Consider the following 20777-nt stretch of genomic DNA (forward strand, 5'->3'; position numbering starts at 1 on the left):
CGCCGATCCCGACCCTGACTTTGGCGTCCGTCACGGCGGCAATGTCACTGCGCGAGCAGGACGGCGAGGCCGCACAGGGCGAGGACGGCGCCGCCGACGAGCAGGAGCACCGGGGTGTGGCCCGGCGAGGCCGCATCGGGCGCGGGCGGCGGACCGGGGTGGACGTGGAACGGCTGGCCTGGGTTGGGCTCCTGGCGCGGCGTCCCGGCCGGCACCTGGTACATCCGTAGCAGGTCGCCGGTGCTGCGGGTCCCTTCCCGGACGCGGTACGCCGAGCGCCGTCCCCGCACCCGAGCCGCGATGACGGCGGGCAGCCCGAGCCGCTCCAGCTGGCGCAGCACCTCGTCGTCGACCGGTGCGTCATCGACGGTGTCACGGCGCAGCGCGACGGATGCCGGGAACACGTCCGGCCGGTCGGGTGCGGTGAAGCGGATCCCCTCGGCCGGGACGTCGACGGTGCCGGCCGACCCGGGCAGCAGATGTGCCTGCTCCGCCGGGCCGACCATACGCCGGTCATACGCGAGGGTGAGGGCGCCGTTGCCGCCGACCGCCCAGATCGACCCGGCGCCGGGCTCGTCGTGGCGGTATTCGGCGTCGCGGCGCAGCGCGACCTCCCAGACCGAGCACGGCGTGCCCGACAGCGGCGCCTCGGCCGCAGGCAGGCTGGTGATCAGGCCCTCGATGTCGATCCTGCCGTGCGGGTCGGCGGCCGTCGGCGGCGTGACGATCAGGATCCGCCCGAAGTCCGCCGCCGTGCCGGTGGGGCGCCCGCCGCGGCGCCGGAGCACACCGAGGACGAGCAGCACCACCGCGCACAGCTCGACGGCGAGCCCGAGCGCGATCTGTTCCATGTGGCCATCCTGGGCCACGCCGGCAAACAACGGGTTGCGATCAGACGGCCGCGAGGTCGGCGAGGTCGGTGGCGTCGAGCACGACCGAGGCCGCGGCGACGTTCTCCTCCAGGTGCGCCAGGCGCGACGTGCCGGGGATCGGCAGGACGGCCGGGGGAGCGGTGCAGCAGCCACGCGAGGGCCACGTGGGTCGTGGTGACGCCGTGACGGGCGGCGACGCGGGTGACGGCGGCGGTGGCGCCGGCGCTGGTCAGTGGCGCGACCGGCAGCCATGGCAGGAACGCGACCCCGTGCCACTCGCAGTGCTCCAGGACCGCCTCGGATGTGCGGTCGGTGAGGTTGTACCGGTTCTGCACGCTCGCGATCGGGGCGATCCGCGACGCCTCGACGAGCTGTTCGACGGTGACCTCCGACAGTCCGATGTGCCGGACCTTGCCCTCGTCCCGCAGCCGCCGCAGCGCACCGATCTGCTCCGCCAGGGGCACCTCGGGGTCGACGCGGTGCAGTTGGTACAGGTCGATGCGCTCGACCTTGAGCCGGGCGCAGACTGAGCTCCGCCTGCCGGCGCAGGTACTCGGGCCGGCCCAGCGGGATCCAGTCCCGGCCGTACTCTGGAGCGGACGGCTCGGCCGCTTCGTGCTGACCCGGTCCGGGGACGTCGCGGCCGTGCTGCACGACACCGGCACGTTCTCCTCCGCCGTCGTGCCGCAGGTGCCGCCCCGCGACCGGGACGCCCTCGCCGGGTTCACCGACCGGCCCGCCCGGTGGCTGTTCTTCCTCGACCCGCCGGAGCACACTGCCCGGCGGGCGCCGCTGACCCGGGCGCTGTCGGCGCGCGCCGTCGCCGCCCTGGCCGCCCGCGTCGACACTGTGGCCCGTGCGCTCGTGGCCGGCCTGCCCGCGGCCGGGTTCGACGTCGTGGCCGACGTCGCGCATCCGCTGGCGGCGCAGGTGATCGCGGACGGCTTGTCCTCGTTGCCCGGAGGGAGGTTCCTGGGTCTGATGGCTTACCCGAGGCCGAAAGGCTGGCGGGGACATGAGCATGCCAGGAAACCGCAGGCGTTGGTCGGTCCCGCGCCAAGCAGGAGTCCTGCCTTGGAGCGCGATGGCTAATCCGGCACGACCTCGACATCGGGCGAGGTAAGGCATTCCGGGCCCGCCGGGTTGTCCTGGCTTCGGCGCTCGCGGACCGCCCGGACGGTCCACCGCGCCCACCCGGAACTGACCACTGGAGAGCCGTGTGACGAGGACGGTGAACTCGCCACCGCCGAACCCAAGAAACTGCGCTACCGGCTCCTGTACATCGCCGCACGCCTCACCCGCACCGCCCGCTGAACCAGGCTCCGGATCGCCGAAACCTGGCCCTGGGCAACAGCAATCGCCACCGCGTTCACCCGCCTCAACGAGCTACCACGCCCGACCGGCTGGCACCCGCACCCGATCGCGTCGAAACCGCACGGAGGCGATCGGAGTCGAGTCGGGTCACACGGCGATGACCCGGCCCCGCAGGCTCGCCGGTTACCGAAACGTGTCCTTGACCTTGGAGGCCCGGCGTGGGACTTTGTATCGCAACTTAATGAAGTGGGTGGACGAAGTGCCGTTGGCGAAGCATGGGGCAGGCCGGGATCTCTCCCGGTCCGCGGTGCTCGCGCTCCTGGGGAGCCGCGGGCCTACGTCGCGCGCGGACATCGCGCGTGAGCTCGGGCTAAGCCCCACGGCTGTGTCGCAGATCATGCGTCGGCTGCTCGAGCAGCGAATGGTCGAGGAGGTCGCGCAGGCGCCGTCCAGCGGCGGGCGGCCCGGATCGCTCATCGGCCTCGTCGGCGGGGCCGGCCGGGCGCTCGGGGTCAAGGTCGCGGCTGACCACCTCGTGATCGTCAATGTTCGCCTCGACGGACAGATGCTCAGCAGCACCACACTGGCGTTCGACGCGATGGCCCCCGACGCGCTCACCAAGCTGGCCGCCGAGCTGGCAACCCACACGCACAGCGACCCTGGCCTGCCGAAGCTGCTCGGCGTCGGCGTGGCGGTGCCGGGCGTCGTGCCCCGCCCGGACAAGGGCACCGTCGACGCCGACGTCCTGCAGTGGCGCCGACTGCCGGTCGGCCGGCACCTGCGCGGCGTGCTCGGGTTGCCCGTCGTGGTCGAGAACGACGTCAACGCCCTCGCCGTCGCCGAGGTGCTCTACGGTCACGGCCGCGAGGCCGACGATTTCCTCGTGCTGACCATCGGTCGCGGCATCGGCATGGGCATCGTCGCCGACCGTTCGGTGTACCGGGGCGGCAAAGGCGGCGCGGGCGAGTTCGGGCACGTGCCGATGGACGATGAGGGACCGCTGTGCCAGTGCGGGCGATACGGCTGCCTGGAGGCGTGGCTCGGCGAGCCGGCGCTGGAGCGCATCGGCCGCGAGCGCGGCGTGATCGGTCCGCGGCAGGCATTCGCCGCGCTCGTCACGGCCGCCGATCGTGGCGACGGACGCGCCGTCGCGATCTTCGCCGATGCCGGGCGGTTGCTCGGCCGGGCGGTCGCCGGCGCCGCGAACATGTTCGACCCGGACCGGATCGTTCTTTCCGGCGAGGGCGTGGCGAACTGGATCCACTGGGACGCAGCGTTTCGCGCCGAGTTCGCCCGCCGCCAGGTCCGCGGCGGTGACGGGATCGCCGTGGTCCTGCACACCTGGGACGACAGCAGCTGGGCGCAGGGCGCGGCGGCGCTGGTGCTCGCCGCGCCGTTCGACCTCGACGGGTTCGGTGGCGAACAGGCGAACCTCGTTGTCGCCCGCCTGCATGGCAGCGTCGAGGGCGCCGACGGGACGGTGGACTGATGGTCGGCCCGCGCGGTGTGCGCAAGTTCGGCATCGTCGCGCTGTTCCTGCTGCCGAGTGCCGTGCCGCTGCTGCTGTTCACGATCGCGCCGATGTTCGGCGCGGCGTGGATCAGCCTGCACAGCTGGAACCTCCAGTCGCCGATGCAGTGGACGGGCCTGGACAACTTCACCCGGTTGCTCGGTGACGCGGAGACCCGCGACGCGCTGCTGCACACGCTGTACTTCCTGGCGCTGTACCTGCCGTTGGTCTACCTGCTGGGCCTGGCGCTCGCCGTCGGACTCAACCGTCGGTTCCCCGGGCGCAGCCTGCTGCGCTCGATGTACTTCCTGCCGGTCGTCACCAGCTGGGTCGTCGTCGCGCTGACCTGGAAGTGGCTGCTCAACCCCGCCAACGGTCTGGTCAACCACGTCCTGGAGTCGGTCGGCATCGCGGGCCCGGGGTGGTGGGCGTCGGCAGGATGGGCCATCCCGTCCGCGGTCGTCGCGTCGGTCTGGAAGGACGCCGGGTTCGTCATGGTGATCCTGCTGGCCGGTTTGCAGAGCATCCCGGAGGAGTACCTCGAGGCCGCCCGTCTCGACGGCGCGTCGGCGTGGCAGAGCTTCTGGCGGGTCACGTTCCCGCTGCTGACCCCTTCGAGCTACTTCGTGGTGGTGATCTCGCTGATCAGCGGATTCCAGGTCTTCGACCAGATCTACGTCATGACCGGCGGCGGGCCCGCCGGCGCGTCCCGGCCGCTTGTCGAGGAGATCTACGACCTGACGTTCCGTTATGGCGATGCCGGCGGTGCGTCGGCCCTGAGCCTGTTGCTGTTCGCGCTGATCCTGTTGGTCACCGTGATCCAGCAGCGCCTGCAGCGCCGGTGGGTGACATATGTCTAGGCGGCTGCTCATCGCAGTGCTCGCCGTCGGCGCGCTGCTCATGATCTTCCCGTTCGTCTGGACCTTCGTCACCTCGATCACCGCGGGCGGCGACGTGCTCACCACGCCCCGCCTGATCCCCGAGAAGACCGGCCTCGACGGGTACCGCAAACTCTTCGAGGTCCTGCCGTTCTGGCGGATCACGGTGAACAGCCTCGTGCTGGCCGCGGTCTCCACCGCGTTGCTGCTCATCACCAGCTCCACGGCGGCCTACGCCTTCGCGCGGCTCGATTTTCCCGGCAAGAACGTCGTCTTCGTCGCGTACCTCGCGACGTTGATGATCCCCATGCAGGTGCTCGTCGTGCCGCTGTTCATCGAGATCCGCGCGTTCGACCTGGTCGACACGTACGCCTCGCTCATCGTCCCGACGATCGCCTCCGCGTTCGGCGTCTTCCTGCTGCGCCAGTCCGTCGCCGTGCTGCCGAAGGAGCTCGACGAGGCGGCGTTCGTCGACGGCGCCGGGCACATCCGCATCTTCCTGCAGATCACGCTGCCGCTGATTCGCCCCGCCCTGGTGACCTACGGCCTGTTCGCGTTCATGTCCAGCTGGAACGCGTTCCTGTGGCCGCTCGTCGTCATCCGCTCTCGCGAGTTCATGACGCTGCCGCTGGGCCTGGCCAGCCTCAGCGGCGAATACACCACCCAGTGGAACGCCATCATGGCCGGTTCGGTGGTCAGCATCGTTCCCATCCTCGCCCTGTACGCCGTGGCGCAGAAGCACATCGTGCAGAGCGTCGCCCAGGCCGGTCTCAAGTAGCCAGACACCCCGATTGTGAGGCCCAGCATGTCCGCTCGTCCCCGGCTCCGGTTACACCGGGCCGCCGCTCTGATCGCCGTCGCAGCCCTCGCGCTGGCCGGATGCTCCAAAGGCTCCGCCACGAAGGACACCTCCGAGGGCGGCGTCACCACCGTCCGCTACCTGACGTTCTCCGCCGCGCCCGACCACTTGGACGACCTCAACGGCATCGTCGCCGCGTTCGAGAAGGCCAACCCCGACGTCAAGATCTCCGTGCAGACGGCGCCGTACAAGGACTACTTCACCCAGCTGCAGACCTCGATCGCCGGCGGCACCGTCGCCGACGCCTTCGAGCTGGACTACCAGAACTTCGTCACCTACGCCCAGGCCGGCTCCCTCGCCGACCTTGCCGGCCCGGCGGCCAACGACAAGGCGTGGCAGCCGTCGGTGCTCTCGCCGGCCGCGCTCGACGCCTTCAAGCACGGCGGCAAACAGTACGCACTCCCCGAGTCCTTCTCGACCGTCGTGCTCATCTACAACAAGGCGCTGTTCGACGCCGCCGGCGTGGCCTACCCCACGTCCGACTGGAAATGGTCGGACGAGGCAGCCGCCGCGAAGAAGCTCACCGACAAGGCCAAGGGCGTCTACGGCGACTTCCAGCCGGTCAGCTTCTACGAGTTCTACAAGGCCGTGAACCAGGCCGGCGGCACGTTCCTCAGCCCCGACGGCAAGTCGGCCACGTTCAACAGCCCGCAGGGCGTCGCCGCGGCGAAATGGCTCATCGGCAAGTCCGGCACCACGATGCCGACGCTGACCGAGATCGGCAACACCCCTGACTTCGACACCAACCTGTTCAAGTCCGGCAAGCTCGCGATGTGGCACAACGGGAACTGGCAGTTCGACACGCTCAAGGACGTGCCGTTCGGCTGGGACGTGGTCGTCGAGCCCGGCGACGCGCAGAAGGCCAGCGCCGTGTTCCAGAACGCCGTGGCGGTATCGGCGACGAGCAGCCATAAGGACGCCGCGTTCCGCTGGCTGAACTACCTCACCACGTCCGATCAGACCGTGACCGCGCGGATCAACTCGTCGTGGGAGCTGCCGCCGCTCGCCGACGCCTCGAAACTGTCCGGCTACCTGAGCAAGACGCCGCCGACGAACCGCAAGGCCGTCATGGACGCGCTGGGCAAGCAGTCCCTGCTGCCGGTCATCGCCAAGGAGCAGCAGATGCAGGACATCGTCAACAACGCCCTGACCAAGGCGGCCGGCGGCGAGGACCCGCAGAAGACCCTTGACGACGCGGCCAAGCAGGTCACCGCACTCCTGTAGCCAGCGTCACGACGAATCTAGCAGCGTAAGGAACAGCAGATGCGCGACCTGGTCGAGCACAGCATCAAGGTGATCACCCGCGAGCAGGCGCCGAACGGCGCCTACCCGGCCTGTTCGAACTTCCCGGTGTACGGCTACGCGTGGCTGCGCGACGGCGCGTTCGTCGCCGAGAGCATGCGGGCACACGGCATCGTCGACGGGGCGCGGGCCTTCCACGAGTGGACGGCCCGGGTCCTGACCGACCGCGCGGGGCGGATCGAGGCGGTCGTCGCGGCCCTCGCCGCCGGTGAGGAGATCGACCAGGCGCGGTTCCTACCCGCCCGCTATACGCTCGACGGCGCCGACGGATCCGAGTCCTGGTGGGACTTCCAGCTCGACGGCTACGGCACCTGGCTGTGGGCGCTGGAGCGGTGCCTCGCCGGTGCCACCGACCGCGCGTTCGCAGAGGCGGTCGCACTCACCGTGCGCTACCTCTGCGCCGCGTGGCGGCTGCCCTGCTACGACTGGTGGGAGGAGCACGCCGAGCAGGTTCACGTCGCCACGCTCGCATCGGTCGAGGCAGGGCTGCGCTCGGCGCTGCGCACCGGACTGCTCGCCGGCACCGACGCCGGCACCGCATCGTCCACCGCCGACGCGATCGCCGTGGTCATCGCCGAGGAGGGCAGCGTCGACGGGCGGCTGCGCAAGTGGCTCGGCTCCGCCGCCGTCGACGGCAGCCTCCTCGCCGCCGTCGCCCCGTTCCGGATCGTGGACGACGCCACGGCGCGGCGCACGGTCGCCGCCGTGGAACACGACCTTCTCGACGATGGCGGCGTGCACCGGTTCCGGGCCGACGTGTTCTACGGCGGCGGGCGGTGGCCGGTCCTCGCGGGCCTGCTCGGGCAGTCGTACCTCCGGCTCGGCCGCCCCGGCGACGCCCGCCGTCAGCTCGCCTGGATCGCTGGCACCGCCGCGGACAACGGCGACCTGCCGGAACAGGTCAGCGACCGGCTGCTCTACCCGGAGCGACGCCAGGAGTGGCTCGAGCGGTGGGGGCCGGTCGCGACCCCGCTGCTGTGGTCGCACGCCGCCTACCTGTCCCTCGCCGCCGAACTGGGGGTGACGTTGTGATCCGGCACCGGCCCTTCGGCTCCGGCCACGCCTATCAGCCGTCCATCGACCAGCGCCTGCCGGTGCGTCCCCTCGCCGGCGAACCGGTGAACCTCGGCGTCGCTGCCGCCGCGTCCGTCACCGCCGTGCGCTGCGAGTGGGACGGCGGCGCCTTCGACCTACGCCGCGAGGGCGCCCCGACCGGGCCGACGGCCGGCGCCGAAGGACACCTCGCCACGGCCGCGGCCGGGCAGCGGGGCCGCAGCGTCCGCTGGGCCGCCGACAGCCCGCCGCTCCCCGCCGACCGCCCGGTCCGGTACCGGTTCGTCGCCACCGACGGAACCCGCACGCGCCGCACCCGCTGGTTCGACGTCCGGACAGCGGCCTGGTCGCCGACCGGCGGCACCCTCACCACCCACGGAACGAGCCGTCTCGTGCCGGGCACCACGTCCTGGCTCGCCGATCCCGACCGGGTCCACCGGGTACGGTTCGCGCTGCGACTCACCGCCGGCGAGCACGTCGTCGGGTTCGGGGAGCGCTTCGACCGGCTCGACCAGCGCGGGCACGCGCTCGACGCGACCGTGTTCGAGCAGTACAAGGGCCAGGGCTCGGCCGGGCGCACGTACCTGCCGATGCCGTTCGCGCACGTCCTCGGCGGCGACGGCTGGGCGTTTCACGTCGACACGGCCGAGCGGACCTGGTACGACGTCGGCGACCTGCTGTGGATCGAGGCGGACGTCACCGGAGGGCACCTCGACGTGCGCTTCTACGACGGCTCTCCCGGCGACGTCCTTGCCGTGTGGCTCGGCGAGGTCGGCCGGCCGGAACCCATGCCGGACTGGGTGTTCCGGCTGTGGGCCAGCGGCAACGAGTGGAACACCCAGGAGAGAGTCACCACCGAGATGGCGCTGCACCGCAAGCACGACATCCCGGTCGGGGTCGTGGTCGTCGAGGCTTGGAGCGACGAGTCGACGTTCGTGGCGTTCCGTGACGCGCAGTACCAGGTCCACGACGACGACCGGCCGCATCGCCTGGCCGACTTCACCTTTCCGCCGGACGGCGCCTGGCCCGACCCGAAGAGCATGGTCGACGACCTGCACGCCGACGGCGTCAAGGTCGTGCTGTGGCAGATCCCCCTGCAGAAGATGCGCCCCCACCCGACCGGTCAGAGCGCCGCCGCCGCCGCTACGATGCTCGCCCGCGGCTACGGGGTGCGCGAGGGCGACGGCAGGCCGTACCGCAACCGCGGCTGGTGGTTCCCCACGGCCCTCATGCCGGATCTCACGAACCCCGAGGCGCGCAACTGGTGGCTGGCGAAGCGGCGTTACCTCGTGGAAGACGTCGGGGTCGACGGGTTCAAGACGGACGGCGGCGAACACGCATGGGGCCACGACCTGCGCTACGCCGACGGCTCGGTCGGCGCCACCGGCAACAACCGCTTCCCCGTGCACTACGCCGCGGCGTACGGTTCCTTGCTGCGCTCGTGCGGCAAGGAACCGGTCACGTTCAGCCGGGCCGGCTTCACCGGCTCGCAGGCGCACGGCTTGTTCTGGGCGGGCGACGAGGACTCCACGTGGGAGGCGATGCGGTCCTCGCTGCAGGCTGGCCTCACCGCGGCGGCATGCGGGATCGTCTACTGGGGCTGGGACCTGGCCGGATTCTCCGGACCGGTCCCCTCCGCCGAGCTGTACCTGCGGGCCACGGCGATGTCGGCACTCCTGCCGATCATGCAGTACCACTCGGAGTACAACCACCACCGCACCCCGTCCCGCGACCGCACCCCCTGGAACATCGCCGCGCAGACCGGCGACCCCCGGGTGCTGCCGGTGTTCCGCCGGTACGCGCACCTGCGTGAGCGGCTGGTGCCCTACCTCGCGTCCTCGGCGGCCCGGGCGATCGAGACCGGCTGGCCGCTGCTGCGGTCGGTGTGCCTGGTCGCGCCGGACGACCCCCGCGCGTGGCAGCACCCGTACGACTACCTGCTCGGCGACGACCTACTGGTCGCCCCAGTGGTCGCGGAGGGCGCGACGACCCGGTCGGCCTACCTGCCGCCGGGACGCTGGCTGGACCTGCGGACCCATCAGGTGCTCGACGGCGCCAGCGAGGTGGAGGTCCCGGCCCCGGTCGACGAGATCCCGGTCTGGTGCCGCCTGGAAACAGCGGAACGCCATCGCGGCCTGTTCACCTCCGGTTGACCCGGCCGCGCCACGCCGCCTGATCTTCCTCAGGGCCCGCCTACAGCAGTGCGTGCGAGCCGCGGCCGGGAGAGCCGCGCAAGCTGACCGATCCCGCTCGAACGGCAGGAGGGCGGCGTTGGTGTCCGGCTTCATGTTCGCCGGCCGGCACGGTCAGCCGCTGCGTCCGGAGAACGTCACGGACCGGTTCAACCAGCTCGCGGTCACCACAGGTCCGCCCGGCTCGGACCGCATCAGATCCGGCACCTGGTTGCCTCGAATCTGCTGGACCTCGGGTACGGCATCGCGGAGATGGCCGAGCGTCTCGGCCACGACCCAACAACGTTGGAAACCTCTCTGTCGCCGACCACTTGACACAGAGAGGTGCCGTTCGTTTGACAGACCCGGACACGTGGCGGTGCCCGGTAGGTTGAGCATCACGCCGTCGTAGCCGTCATGGTTGTGAAGCGGTCGATCCCGAGCAGGCCGAGGCGGTCGCGGTAGAAACCCTCCACAGTTGCGAGTTGCTCGGCCTGGCGGGCGATCCGTACCTGTATGCGGCCCACGCTAACCGTTGGGTGTGTCGTCGAGACCGCCGATCGTCCACGGATGCGGCGATGGCGGGTCGTCCCGGCGGTGGGCCGGGCGGGGACCGAAGATGCGGCGTTCGGCCGCCGCGATGCGAACGTCGTTGATGCTGGCCTCGCGGCGGCACATGAGCCCGTCGTCGGTGAACTCCCACAGTTCGTTGCCGTAGCTGCGCCACCACTGGCCGGTGCTGTCGCGGGACTCGTACTGGAACCGTACGGCGATCCGGTTGCCGTGGAAGCTCCACAGCTCCTTGCGCAGGGCGTAGTCGAGTTCGCGCTGCCATTTGGCGTGCAGGAACTCGACGATCGCGGCCCGGCCGGTCAGGAATTGGTCGCGGTTGCGCCAGCTCGAGTCCTCGGTGTAGGCGAGGGCGACGCGTTCGGGGTCGCGGGTGTTCCAGGCGTCCTCGGCGGCCTGGACCTTGGCGAGCGCGGTCTCCAGAGTGAACGGTGGTAGCGGTGGCCGGGCGGTCATGGTTCCTCCGGTAGATCTGCGGGTTTGAGATGGGCGGTGGTAGGGCCTACCCACAATCCAGCCGCCGACACGGTCTGGTTCGGTGGCGCCGGCCATCAATGTGACCGAATCGCCGACCTGGACGAGCCCGGGCCGGATGACCCGGCAGTCGATGCCGAGCCGGTGGCCGAACCGGCGGCGGACGCGCCGCAGCATGTCGACGTCCTGCGCGCCGGTGTCCGGGTCGATGGTGATGAGGACGGCGGTGGTGGTGCTGCCGGGTGGTCCTCAGCGAGATCGTCGCCGGGGCTCAGCACCATCCACGCCGCACACCCTGGCGCCCTGGTGCGCCGGGGTCGCGCCGGGCGGTGGGAGATCCGGCCGGCCCGACCAGCGCGCCACTCCGCGGGGCCGGATGCGGCAAGCCGCGGGAACCGTGCCAGGTGCGATATGGCTCTTCCGTCAATCACCCGGACGCTGGAGTCGTCCGATCCCCGCGTTCCTGCACCAGCAAGCGCAGCACGACAGCCGTGTCGTCGGCTTGGACCTGGCGCAGTGCTGGGCTGCGCAGGCCGGCCACGGCAACGCTGTGCGCGTCGACCGGGTCGGTCTTGCGCCCTTGCCCGGTGTCGAACACCCGCACCCGTGCTGACAACTTGGCCGGCACGTCGATGACGGTCTCACCATCGGCGAGGAGGCGCTGGGCAACGTGCCGGCCGATCCCGGCGCAGCCCTCCACCGCCCACGTTCGGTCCGCGAACCGACGGCCGGCCTCGAGCATCCGCGTGTAGCCGCCGGTATCCGTGCCGTACCGGCCCTTCGCCAGGACCTGTTCGCGTTCGTCGATCACCTCGGTCGTGGCTGACCGCTTATGCGGGTCCATTCCGATCACCACGCGACTCATCCGCTCCGCCTCCTCGTTCGTGCACTGTGGACGATCGGCGAGGAGGGCAACGCTACTTCGAGCTGGGCAAACCCCTCTTGAGCCGCTCCCGGCCACGGTGGCCAGCGGGCGCAGGCCAAATGAGAGTCACACCCAACTGCTGTGGACAGCCGATGATGAGAGCAACCCGCTGGTCACCTCGACCCAGCCTGGCCGGGCTGAGGTCGTAGATCAAATTAAACAAGTAGCCGATGACAGTGCGTTCGATCTTGCGTGGGGATCGGCCGACCTGGCGCTCGGCAGCACCGGCTGGGCGAGAGTCCGTTACGGCCCCGCTGGCGGAAGGTTGTGACCTCGCGGTGTGGTCGTTCGAAGCTCTGGATGATGTTGCCTGGAATCGGTTGGTGCATGCGTACGGAACGTGTCCGACACCCCGCAGCACCTCCGCGGCCTGACCGCTACTGACACGGCCACGCGCAAGGCAGCGCTGATGTATCTCCGGGAGGCGGCTGCTACTCGGCGCCGCGCCGCTGACGTGTTCGGCGGGTCAGATGGCGGGCGACGTGGTCGCCGGACAGGCCGTTGACGCCGCCGCCCGGCCAGGTGGACGCTCCGATCAGGTACAGGTGCTGGATCGGTGTCTTGTAACGGGACATGCCCGGGAACGGCCGGAGCGCGAAGTTCTGCCGCAGGTGCATCGAGCCGGCAATGCTGTCGCCGCCGACCAGGTTGGGATTGCGCCGCTGCAAGTCCATCGGGCTGAGCACCGCACGGCCGAGGATCCGTTGGCGCAGGCCCGGTGCGTAGGTCTCCAGGCGGTCCAGGACGCGCTCGGCGTACGGCTCGGCGGCCTCGTCCCAGTTCGTCACGGCGAGCTCGCCGGCGTCGTCGCCGCGGATCTGCGGCGGCAGTGTGCGAACCTGGATCCACAGCACGTGCTTGCCAGCCGGCGCCCGGGTCGGGTCCACGACGGACGTCTGGGCGCACACCAGCATCGGATCGCGTGGCAGCAGTCCGTTGAGCGCGGCGGTGTACGTGCGGGCCAGGTCCTCGACGTACGGTCCGATGTGGACGTAGGCGTGGCCGGCGAGCGCCGGCCCGGCTCGCCACGGCACGGGGCCGTCGAGCGCCAGGTGCACCATCATTGTCCCCGGCCCGTACGTGAACCGGGCGGCATCGCGACGCACACCGGCCGGCGCGCGATCGAGCAGCTCACCGAACAGGGCCGTCGGTGTGGTGCCGGCGATGATGGCACGCCGGGCCGCAATCCGCTGCCCGTCGGCGAGCTCCACCTGCCGGGCCGTGCCTCCCGACGTGATGATCCGGCGCACCGCGGCCTCGGTACGCAGCTCCCCGCCGTGCTGGTGAAGCAGCCCGGCGAGCGCGGCAATCAGGCCGGAGGCGCCGCCCTCGACGATCGACATGCCCTGGCGCTGGTCGGTGAACAGTTCGAGGAACGGGAACATGGCGCCGCCGGCGACGTCGGGGCCGAAGTCGAGGTGCATGCCCCAGCACGCCGCCATGGCCTTCGCTTCTGGTGTGGCGAAGAAGGTATCGCCCAGTTCCCGCGTCGAGCTGAGCAGCAACTGCACAAGCCGGACGAACCCGGCAGGCCGCAGCCGCAGCGCCGCCCGCGTCGCCGCCGACGCCATCGCCATCGATGGCACGGGCGCCGAGTACAACCCGAATAGTGTGCTGCTGTATTGGTCGTAGAGCCGTTGCAGCCGCAACCAGCCGTCCGCGTCGCCGCTGTCGCGCTGGGCCAAACCGTTGAGGGTCCGGTCCGGATCCTGTTCCACGCCGAGTGCGGTGCCGTCCGGAAACGCGTTGGCGTAGGGTCTGTTCCCCACGGCGTACCGCAATCCGTGCTGTGCCAGGGCACTCGCGTGCTCGGCGTAGAACGGCGAGCCGAGCAGCAGATTCTGGTTGGTGGAGAACACATCGTGGGTGAACCCGGGAAGCGTCAATTCCTCGCTGAGCACCGCCCCGCCCGGCTGGCGCGCCTGCTCCAGAACCAGCACCGACCACCCCGCCTCCGCGAGCCTCACGGCAGCGATGAGCCCGTTGTGCCCCGCCCCGATCACGACCGCGTCGTACTCCACAGCTACCAGGCTCGCGTCCGCTCCGTACCCGGGCGTCAACCTTGGCGGGTGGGATACGGCTCCAGGTATGTTGCGCCATGGTCGAGAGGTTGGAGCTCGCATGGCCGTTCGCTCCTGTTCCAGCTGCCGCCCGGCAACTGGCCCGGTCATCGCCGCTAGCAGCTGGCTCGCGTTCTACTTACCCGGCGTCCCGTGTGCCGAGACCCGGGCCCTGCGGCGACCCAAGAGTGTGTCCTCAGTCAATCCTGAATCACGTGCACTGATTTGCCGCAGGTCTCGCGCGGCGGCCGACACGAAGGTCGTCACGCTGTGTGGCAGCGGCTCGGCGCCGCTCATGCTCGCTCGTGCCGATGTGCGGACGTCGCGTTGCGTCGAAACAGATCCTGCGATCATGGGGAACGGTGCTCCGGCGCCGTTCGCGTGTCCGCCGCTGACCGGGGGCCGCCTCATGTCGGCGCGATAATGGTCAGGCGTTGCGGCCACTGTAAGCGGTCGGTTCAAGTCGGCCGTGGTGCCGGATCACCGCGAGCCTCTAGTGCGGGAAGACCCTGGGGGTGCGCCTGTGGACGCCGCTGCGGAAGTGCTCGATCTGGACCTCGATCTCCCGGACCGTGACCGTCTCCTCCAGGTGGTCCAGGTACTGGCAAGCGGCTGCGAGCGCCATGAGATCGACGGTAAAATAGACCGCCATCAGCGGGTTCACGAACAACGTGGGCCCGGACAGGCGGCGGGTGAACGCGGTTTCGCCGGCGTCGCCGCTCAACGCCGCGGCGATCTGGCCGTTGACGATGCTCGGCCGCTGCGGCGTCGCGGCTTGCGCGGCCGCCACAGCGTCGCGGTACAGGGCCGCCTCGCGGCTCCCACTGGGGATGGACAGCGCGCCGAGATAGCCGCCGCCGCGGTCAAGCGCCGCAAGATTTTCCAGGACCTGGACATGGTTCACGCCGTGGAAGGCGTCGATCCCGAAGCCTAGGCACGTGACAAGTTTGATCGGTACGTCAAGTCCGGCCACCGCTGCGAGGCTGCCGATGTCCTCGACCGGGGTACCCAGCCTTGACTCGTCACCGCGAAGCAGGATGTCGGTGCCCCCGTCGATCAGGACGATCGCATCCACGCCCAAGAAGGAGACGAGCTTGCGGTACGCGGCGCGCAGCGGCTGCACCCCGGTGCGGCGCAGGGCGTACACCGTCGACGGCAGTCCCTGCTCGGCCAGCCAGTGCGCGAGAGTGAGCTCCGGGAAGTACGAGACATGCCGGGCGACGTCCGGCGTGACGGCAGCGACGTTCGACTCCAACCACCCTTCCTCTGGCACGAGCGTCAACGACGCGAACGACAAATTGGCCAGGTGCACCTCGACGTTCCGTTCCCACAACGCAAGCGCCAGCGGCAGCCCGGCGTACACGTCAAATCCGCCGCCCGCCCCGGCCAGCAGGACTCGTCGCGCCGGTTCGAGTGCCGCGAACAGTGGAGGCGTGGCAAGCGAGGGTCCCATGGAAGGGATTCTCGAATGGACCCGCCGAAAGTGCGACTCCGGGGCCACCTCGGCGGGCACGAGGCTCGACCACCGACCGGCGCGCTCATCTGGCACCCCTCTGTGTCAAGGGGCGGCGAGGACGGGTGTTCTAGAGTGGGTGGTGGCGGGTCCGGGAAGTGGCTTCTCCGAAGTGCCGGCTGTCGGGATTGAGCCGGCCGCGCTGGATTGCAGAGTCGCTCCCGCTTGCCCTCCCGTGCCCGTCCTGACCTGTTTGGCGTCCTCGACCATCTGCTGGTAGACCACATTGGACAGTCGGCGTTTGAGGGCGCGCATGCCTCCATCGGGCTCTTGCCCGCGGCGAGCTTGCGTCGGTAGTAGGCGCGGCCTTCGGTGTCGTTGCGCAGTTGGACGACGGCCATGATGTGCAGGACCCGGTTGATGCGCCGGTTCCCGGCCCTCGACAGCCGATGGCGGTGCTGGTCGCCGGAGGACGCATCGATGGGTGCGGTGCCGTTCCAGGACGCGAAGTGGTCCCGGCTGGCGAACCGGTCGACGTCGCCGATATCGCCCAGCAGCCGGGCGGCGCCGGATGGTCCGATGCCGTGCAGTCGCTGCAGAGTGCTGCCGGTGGCATCGACGAGTTCGGTGAGTTGTGCATTCGCGGTCTTGATTTTCTTGTCGATGACGGCGACCTCGGTGATCAGTTCGGAGGCCAACTGCCGGCGGGTGCGTCCCACGATGTCGCGAGGCCGCACGGTGTTGAGCAGCGTCCGGGCCTGCGGCGCGGACAGGAACTGCTTCGCCCCACCAGGCACGAGCTCCAGCAGCAGTTGGTGCAGTCGGTTGAGTGCCTCGGTCCGGGCCCGGCCCAGAGCGTCACGACGGTCGACGAGCAATTTCAACGCCACGGTGGTGTCATCGACGGTGACCTGCCGCAACCCGGTCGTGCGCAGGGCGGCGACGGCGACGCAGTGCGCGTCGGCCGGGTCGGTCTTGCGGGCCTGAGCGGTGTCGAACAGCCGGGCCCGCGCGGACAGTTTCGCCGGCACGTCCAGGACGGTCTCGCCGTCGGCGACGAGGCGCTGGGCGATGTGCCGGCCGATGCCGTTGCAGCCCTCGACCGCCCAGACCCGGTCCTTGTGCTGACGGCCGGTCTTGAGCATCGCGGCGTAGCCGTCGCGGTCGGTGCCGAACCGGCCCTGTGCCAGGATCTTCTCCCGGCTGGTGATGATCTCGATGGTCGCGGACCGCTTGTGCGGGTCCATGCCGATGATCACTTGTGCCATGCCGTCCTCCTGCTCGGTCGATCCGAGGTGCGATTGGCGAGGAGGGCAGCGCTACTTCGAGCTGGGCAGACCCCTCTGGAGCCTCTCCGCGCCACGGTGACCGGCAGGACGCACGCCAGATGAGAGCCACACTGAACGACTGTGGGCAGCCGCAATACGAGCGACCCCACCGGTCACCTCGACCAAGCCTGGCCGGGCTACGGTCGTAGGTCCAGTCAACAAGTAGCCGCGATTGGTGCGGGAGTATGGACTACGCCGATGATCATCGGCGCTCTTGTTGTCCGGCCGCCATGGCTACTGTTGGCATCATGATCTCGCCTGCCCTGCGCGGTGCGCTCACCGACCGCACCGAGCGGCTGCCGCTGCGGGAACTGCCGGTCGAGGCGACCCGGCTCCTCGACGAGCTGCACGCGCAGCCTCGCCTGGCGGCACACCTGCGTCTGGTCCACGACGTCGCCACCACGCTCACCGTGGCACTCGAACGTCGTCACCCCGACCTGGCGTTCGACCGAGCTGCCGTCCTGTTCGGCGCAGCCACCCACGACATCGGCAAAGTCGCCCACCCCACCGAATTGACCGGCCCCGGATCGGCACACGAACCAGCCGGCCACGCGCTGCTGCTCGCCCACGACGTACCCGACCGGCTCGCCCGCTTCGCCGGCACCCACGGCACCTGGAGTGCTCCAGACCGGCCCATCGACGACCTGCTCGTCAGCTTGGCCGACAAGATCTGGAAAGGTCAGCGCGTAACCGACCTGGAAGACCTCATCGTCGACCAGATCGCCGCAGCAACAAGCCAACCAAGATGGCAGGCATTCCTCAGCCTCGACGAAATCCTCGACGATCTCGCCACCGACGCAGACCAACGCCTGGCCTTCCAGTCCACCTACCCAATCCAAATCTGACAACGTTCCCTGCCGAGGCGAGCAACCACCGCGAGATCACGTGCACTGTCATGCCGCCAGTCGCGCGCGGCCGATATACGGACATCGTCACGCTTCGTGGCGGTGGCCCGGTGCATCCAACAACAGGCGCCGTGCTCGCTTGTGTCGACTGCCGGCGTACTGTCGTCACGATTCGTCGAGATTAAGCGACTGGCGAGGCCGACCAAACTCGAGGTGCCGCGTTTCGCCGTGGTGATGCGGGCACGCAAGAATATTGAGATCCGTGACGACGCCTCAGGTGCCGTGTGCGTGCCCGATGAGCGTCCGGCCGTAGGGTTCGGGCAGTCGCGGAGCCAGATCGGTGAGCGTGTCGAGGTCGGCGAGGGAGCCCGTCGAGCGGGCACGGTACGCGGCGGCGGTCGCCCGCATCGTGACGTCGTCCGGCTCGAGTTCTTCGCCGCGCGTGGCCAGCGCTGCGGCTTCGGTGAAGTCGCCTTCCGCGGCGGCCAGGTCGGCTAGGTCGAGGTACAGCGACCAGTTGGCGGGTTCGAGCGCTAGAGCGCGCCGGAAGACCGCGGCCGTCTCGGCGCGGTTGCCGACATGGCGCCACGTGCCTGCGCGGACCACCTGGGTGAACATGACGCGCTGCACGGCGTCGGCGCGGTTGCACAGCGCAAACGACGCGTAATAGGTGCGGCCGCAGGCCCGCAGCAAGATTGCCATGCGGGCCATAGTGTCGGGGTTCGCGTCTCGGTCGCAGACCGCCTCGATCGCATGGAACCACGGGGCCAGGCACGCACGGACGGCATCGGTGTCGAGGTCGCAATCGTAACCGTAATCGCGGATGCGCATCGTCGCCTCAGCGAGGGCGGCCGGGGTCACGGCACCAAGGAGTCGCTCGCCGCCGAACCATGGCGGACGCACACGACACGTCCGGCTGGTAGCCGGTGACCGCCCCCAGCGACATCGCGGCCTCGTCCATGTCGCCGTCGAGAAACGACAGGTAGGCACGGGCCAACATCGGTCCGACGGTGTTCGCTGTCACGACGACGGCCGCGACTTCGGTGGGCAACTCGTGCCGCAGCTCCTCCAGCGCCGAGTACGGCGCGGGGTCGCGCGGATCGGCGACGACCGCCCGCACGATGAAGCTCACCGCTGCGGCGGGCGAACCACCGCAATGAGCCATCACTTGGGCAAAGGCCAGTGCACCCGTTGACGACACGACCGACAGCCTAGCGCCCGCCGGCACAGCGGGCGCCGCGGTCGGCGCACAGCTGCAGCTCGGCGCAGAGACTTCTGATCCTAGGTCACTCTTTCTTGGTCCTGCTTGCTGCGAAATATATCGAGGGAAGCAGGCACGTGCCGACAAGAATTGTCGCAATTTCCTTTGGAATCCAACCAGCGAAGCCTGCGACGGTCGAGGCAACAGCCACACCAACGAGTGCGGTAGATATACGCCGAAATGTAACCGTTTGGAATCCAGAGGGTTGCCGCATTAGGAAGATCCACTCTTCTGGGGTCGAGGCAGAACGGATTAGGACCACTTCGAGGCAGCCGTCGTCGTTCCACAGCAATAGGTATCCATGGTAAGGAGTCCAGCGCTGAGTCGGAGGATATGTCGCCTGCGCTTCGCCCACCTGGCAGTCCTCAATGCCTTCCACGGACCCCAGTGGCCGACGAGGCCCAGCCAGCTGTCCACACGCCTCAGCTGGTCTGCGAGCCGGCGGTGACCTGAACGTCGCGGACCCGGATACGCCAGGCGCGGGTGCGAATCGAGGCCATGCTAGCCACGCTAGCGGGTCAGTACACAGGCGCCCAGGTCCTGGATCCATGGACTCAGGGCAAGGACTATTGAGGCCCAGCGAACATGTCTGGGTCGATGGCGATGCGGTCTGTGTTAGCCGCCCGACGGACACGTCATCCGACACGAAGGCTACTTAGGAGCCCCGCAGGGCATTGCGCCGGAGACGTCCGAACCTGCCGCCCGACCGTCCCGCAGCGCGCTCACCGACTGCGCGTTGAGCGCGCGAATCTCCGCGAAGCACCCGATCATGGCATCCGCACATGGCCGCAGCGAGCGTACTGGTGTTCATCGCTGCGGGTGACGCACGGTGATGTATGGCTGCCATCACCGTCCCAGCCGTCAGCGGCGGGTCCCCGAACGAGCTCGTCCTGCGTGCGGCGACCGCCGCGTACCTCGGCCGCTACCGCGGTCAGACCCGGCTGCACAGCGAGTCGGACCTGCGAGTCTTCCTGCGCTGGTGCGCCGACCAGGATCTCGATCCGCTCGCCGCGGTCAGAGTGGACGTTGAGCGGTACCTGCGCTGGCTGCAGGACGAGCGCCGATACCAGCCCTCGACGGTGTCGCGCCGGCTGTCGGTGGTGGTCGGCTTCTACCGGGTCTGCGTCATCGACGGCATCCTGCCGCACTCACCCGCCGATTACGTCCGCCGGCCCACCGTGCCCGCCGAGTCGCCAACTCTCGGCCTGGGGCATCTGCAGTTCGAAGCCCTGATCGCGACTGCGCGGCTATCGGCCAACCCGAACGACTTCGCCCTGATCGCGCTGCTCGGCCTGCTCGGGTTACGAATCTTCGAAACCTGCGCAGCCAGCATCAGCGACCTCGCGAGGAACACGGCCACCGAGTCCTGCGGGTACGAGGCAAAGGCGGCAGGGTCGTCCTCATCCCGCTGCCACCGGCAGTGGCCCGAGCGATCGAACGTGCCGTCGACGGCCGCGCCGACGGGCCGATCCTGCGCAGCACCCTCGGCACCCGCATGGACCGGCACGCCGCGACGCGCCGGCTCAAGCACCTGGCCGCCACCGCCGGCGTGCGGATGCCGAGGATGCACCCGCACATGCTGCGGCATACGTTCGTCACGACCATGCTCGACGCCGGCGTGAGTCTCCGCGACGTCCAGATCGCCGCCCGCCACGCCGACCCGCGAACGACGATGCGGTACGACCGAGCCCGCAACAACCTCGACCGACACCCGAACTACATCCTCGCTGCCTACATGGCATCGGGCACGTAACCACCATCGGCTCACGACTTTGGCACCCCTCTATGTCAAGAGGCGGCCAGGAGCGGTGTTCTAGAGTGGGTTCTGGCGGGTCCGGGAAGTGGCTTCTCCGAAGTGCCGGCTGTCGGGATTGAGCTGGCCGCGCTGGATTGCAGAGTCGC

The 20777-nt window shown here is 69.7% G+C and carries 18 protein-coding genes and 2 pseudogenes; 11 read left to right on the forward strand and 9 right to left on the reverse strand.

Going from position 1 to position 20777, the window contains the following annotated elements; translation table 11 throughout:
- Nucleotides 1-727 precede the first annotated feature (727 nt).
- Nucleotides 728-1336: an aldo/keto reductase gene (locus AB0K00_RS52235; protein ID WP_363538343.1), complete on the reverse strand. Its 609-nt coding sequence runs from the start codon at nt 1334-1336 to the stop codon at nt 728-730.
- Between the two features lie 34 nt (nt 1337-1370).
- Here AB0K00_RS52235 and AB0K00_RS52240 point away from each other — a divergent pair, with 34 nt between their 5' ends.
- The 8 genes and pseudogenes from AB0K00_RS52240 (at nt 1371) to AB0K00_RS52275 (ending at nt 9941) form a co-directional block, all read left to right on the forward strand.
- Nucleotides 1371-1964, forward strand: a complete 594-nt coding sequence (locus AB0K00_RS52240; RefSeq protein WP_363538347.1) for a hypothetical protein — start codon at nt 1371-1373, stop codon at nt 1962-1964.
- 135 nt (nt 1965-2099) lie between these two features.
- Nucleotides 2100-2276 (forward strand): annotated as a pseudogene (locus AB0K00_RS52245) (transposase); the annotation flags it as partial.
- Nucleotides 2277-2385: 109 nt separating this feature from the next.
- Complete coding sequence (locus AB0K00_RS52250; protein WP_363538329.1) at nt 2386-3675, forward strand: ROK family transcriptional regulator; 1290 nt, start codon at nt 2386-2388, stop codon at nt 3673-3675.
- Complete coding sequence (locus AB0K00_RS52255; protein WP_363538330.1) at nt 3675-4556, forward strand: sugar ABC transporter permease; 882 nt, start codon at nt 3675-3677, stop codon at nt 4554-4556. Before AB0K00_RS52250 ends, AB0K00_RS52255 begins: the two co-directional genes overlap by 1 nt.
- A complete protein-coding gene (locus AB0K00_RS52260; protein ID WP_363538331.1) occupies nt 4549-5352 on the forward strand; it encodes a carbohydrate ABC transporter permease in 804 nt (267 codons plus the stop codon). The genes AB0K00_RS52255 and AB0K00_RS52260 overlap by 8 nt, the downstream gene beginning before the upstream one ends.
- Nucleotides 5353-5379: 27 nt before the next feature.
- Complete coding sequence (locus AB0K00_RS52265; RefSeq protein ID WP_363538332.1) at nt 5380-6657, forward strand: sugar ABC transporter substrate-binding protein; 1278 nt, start codon at nt 5380-5382, stop codon at nt 6655-6657.
- Between the two features lie 39 nt (nt 6658-6696).
- A complete protein-coding gene (locus AB0K00_RS52270) occupies nt 6697-7767 on the forward strand; it encodes a glycoside hydrolase family 15 protein (protein WP_363538333.1) in 1071 nt (356 codons plus the stop codon).
- On the forward strand, nt 7764-9941 hold the full coding sequence (locus AB0K00_RS52275; protein WP_363538334.1) for a TIM-barrel domain-containing protein: 2178 nt from the start codon (nt 7764-7766) through the stop codon (nt 9939-9941). Before AB0K00_RS52270 ends, AB0K00_RS52275 begins: the two co-directional genes overlap by 4 nt.
- A 153-nt stretch (nt 9942-10094) precedes the next feature.
- Here AB0K00_RS52275 and AB0K00_RS52280 read toward each other — a convergent pair whose 3' ends face one another.
- From AB0K00_RS52280 to AB0K00_RS52305, 6 genes are all read right to left on the reverse strand, one after another.
- Nucleotides 10095-10253 carry a hypothetical protein gene (locus AB0K00_RS52280; protein WP_363538335.1) on the reverse strand — a complete coding sequence of 53 codons (159 nt, stop codon included), beginning with the start codon at nt 10251-10253 and terminating at the stop codon, nt 10095-10097.
- 234 nt (nt 10254-10487) lie between these two features.
- Complete coding sequence (locus tag AB0K00_RS52285; protein WP_363538336.1) at nt 10488-10985, reverse strand: nuclear transport factor 2 family protein; 498 nt, start codon at nt 10983-10985, stop codon at nt 10488-10490.
- Between the two features lie 445 nt (nt 10986-11430).
- Complete coding sequence (locus AB0K00_RS52290) at nt 11431-11847, reverse strand: transposase (protein WP_363538337.1); 417 nt, start codon at nt 11845-11847, stop codon at nt 11431-11433.
- Between the two features lie 512 nt (nt 11848-12359).
- The gene (locus AB0K00_RS52295) at nt 12360-13949 is read right to left on the reverse strand and encodes an NAD(P)/FAD-dependent oxidoreductase (protein WP_363538338.1); all 1590 of its coding nucleotides are present in this window, start codon (nt 13947-13949) and stop codon (nt 12360-12362) included.
- A 532-nt stretch (nt 13950-14481) separates the two neighbouring features.
- Nucleotides 14482-15381 carry a DUF1152 domain-containing protein gene (locus tag AB0K00_RS52300; protein WP_363538344.1) on the reverse strand — a complete coding sequence of 300 codons (900 nt, stop codon included), beginning with the start codon at nt 15379-15381 and terminating at the stop codon, nt 14482-14484.
- A complete protein-coding gene (locus tag AB0K00_RS52305; protein ID WP_363538339.1) occupies nt 15267-16709 on the reverse strand; it encodes an IS110 family transposase in 1443 nt (480 codons plus the stop codon). The genes AB0K00_RS52300 and AB0K00_RS52305 overlap by 115 nt, the downstream gene beginning before the upstream one ends.
- A gap of 245 nt (nt 16710-16954) precedes the next feature.
- Between AB0K00_RS52305 and AB0K00_RS52310 the strand changes: the two genes are divergently transcribed.
- A complete protein-coding gene (locus AB0K00_RS52310; protein ID WP_363538340.1) occupies nt 16955-17614 on the forward strand; it encodes an HD domain-containing protein in 660 nt (219 codons plus the stop codon).
- A gap of 273 nt (nt 17615-17887) precedes the next feature.
- Here AB0K00_RS52310 and AB0K00_RS52315 read toward each other — a convergent pair whose 3' ends face one another.
- Nucleotides 17888-18445, reverse strand: a complete 558-nt coding sequence (locus AB0K00_RS52315; protein WP_363538341.1) for a tetratricopeptide repeat protein — start codon at nt 18443-18445, stop codon at nt 17888-17890.
- A 7-nt stretch (nt 18446-18452) separates the two neighbouring features.
- On the reverse strand, nt 18453-18815 hold the full coding sequence (locus AB0K00_RS52320; RefSeq protein ID WP_363538342.1) for a hypothetical protein: 363 nt from the start codon (nt 18813-18815) through the stop codon (nt 18453-18455).
- Nucleotides 18816-19711: 896 nt separating this feature from the next.
- Here AB0K00_RS52320 and AB0K00_RS52325 point away from each other — a divergent pair.
- Together AB0K00_RS52325 and AB0K00_RS52330 are read left to right on the forward strand one after the other, a co-directional pair.
- A pseudogene (locus AB0K00_RS52325) lies at nt 19712-19984 on the forward strand (hypothetical protein); the annotation flags it as partial.
- A 140-nt stretch (nt 19985-20124) separates the two neighbouring features.
- Nucleotides 20125-20628: a tyrosine-type recombinase/integrase gene (locus tag AB0K00_RS52330; protein ID WP_363538345.1), complete on the forward strand. Its 504-nt coding sequence runs from the start codon at nt 20125-20127 to the stop codon at nt 20626-20628.
- The last annotated feature ends 149 nt before the right edge of the window (nt 20629-20777 follow it).

It is taken from the genome of Dactylosporangium sp. NPDC049525 (assembly GCF_040676755.1).
Taxonomy (GTDB): domain Bacteria; phylum Actinomycetota; class Actinomycetes; order Mycobacteriales; family Micromonosporaceae; genus Dactylosporangium.

Excerpts from the sequence above, each read along its gene's own strand:
- AB0K00_RS52240 (WP_363538347.1), top strand. The coding sequence starts at position 1,371 with ATGCGCTCGACCTTGAGCCGGGCGCAGACTGAGCTCCGCCTGCCGGCG.
- AB0K00_RS52255 (WP_363538330.1), top strand. The coding sequence starts at position 3,675 with ATGGTCGGCCCGCGCGGTGTGCGCAAGTTCGGCATCGTCGCGCTGTTC.
- AB0K00_RS52260 (WP_363538331.1), top strand. The coding sequence starts at position 4,549 with ATGTCTAGGCGGCTGCTCATCGCAGTGCTCGCCGTCGGCGCGCTGCTC.
- AB0K00_RS52265 (WP_363538332.1), top strand. The coding sequence starts at position 5,380 with ATGTCCGCTCGTCCCCGGCTCCGGTTACACCGGGCCGCCGCTCTGATC.
- AB0K00_RS52270 (WP_363538333.1), top strand. The coding sequence starts at position 6,697 with ATGCGCGACCTGGTCGAGCACAGCATCAAGGTGATCACCCGCGAGCAG.
- AB0K00_RS52285 (WP_363538336.1), bottom strand. The coding sequence starts at position 10,985 with ATGACCGCCCGGCCACCGCTACCACCGTTCACTCTGGAGACCGCGCTC.
- AB0K00_RS52290 (WP_363538337.1), bottom strand. The coding sequence starts at position 11,847 with ATGGACCCGCATAAGCGGTCAGCCACGACCGAGGTGATCGACGAACGC.
- AB0K00_RS52305 (WP_363538339.1), bottom strand. The coding sequence starts at position 16,709 with ATGGCACAAGTGATCATCGGCATGGACCCGCACAAGCGGTCCGCGACC.
- AB0K00_RS52310 (WP_363538340.1), top strand. The coding sequence starts at position 16,955 with ATGGACTACGCCGATGATCATCGGCGCTCTTGTTGTCCGGCCGCCATG.
- AB0K00_RS52315 (WP_363538341.1), bottom strand. The coding sequence starts at position 18,445 with ATGCGCATCCGCGATTACGGTTACGATTGCGACCTCGACACCGATGCC.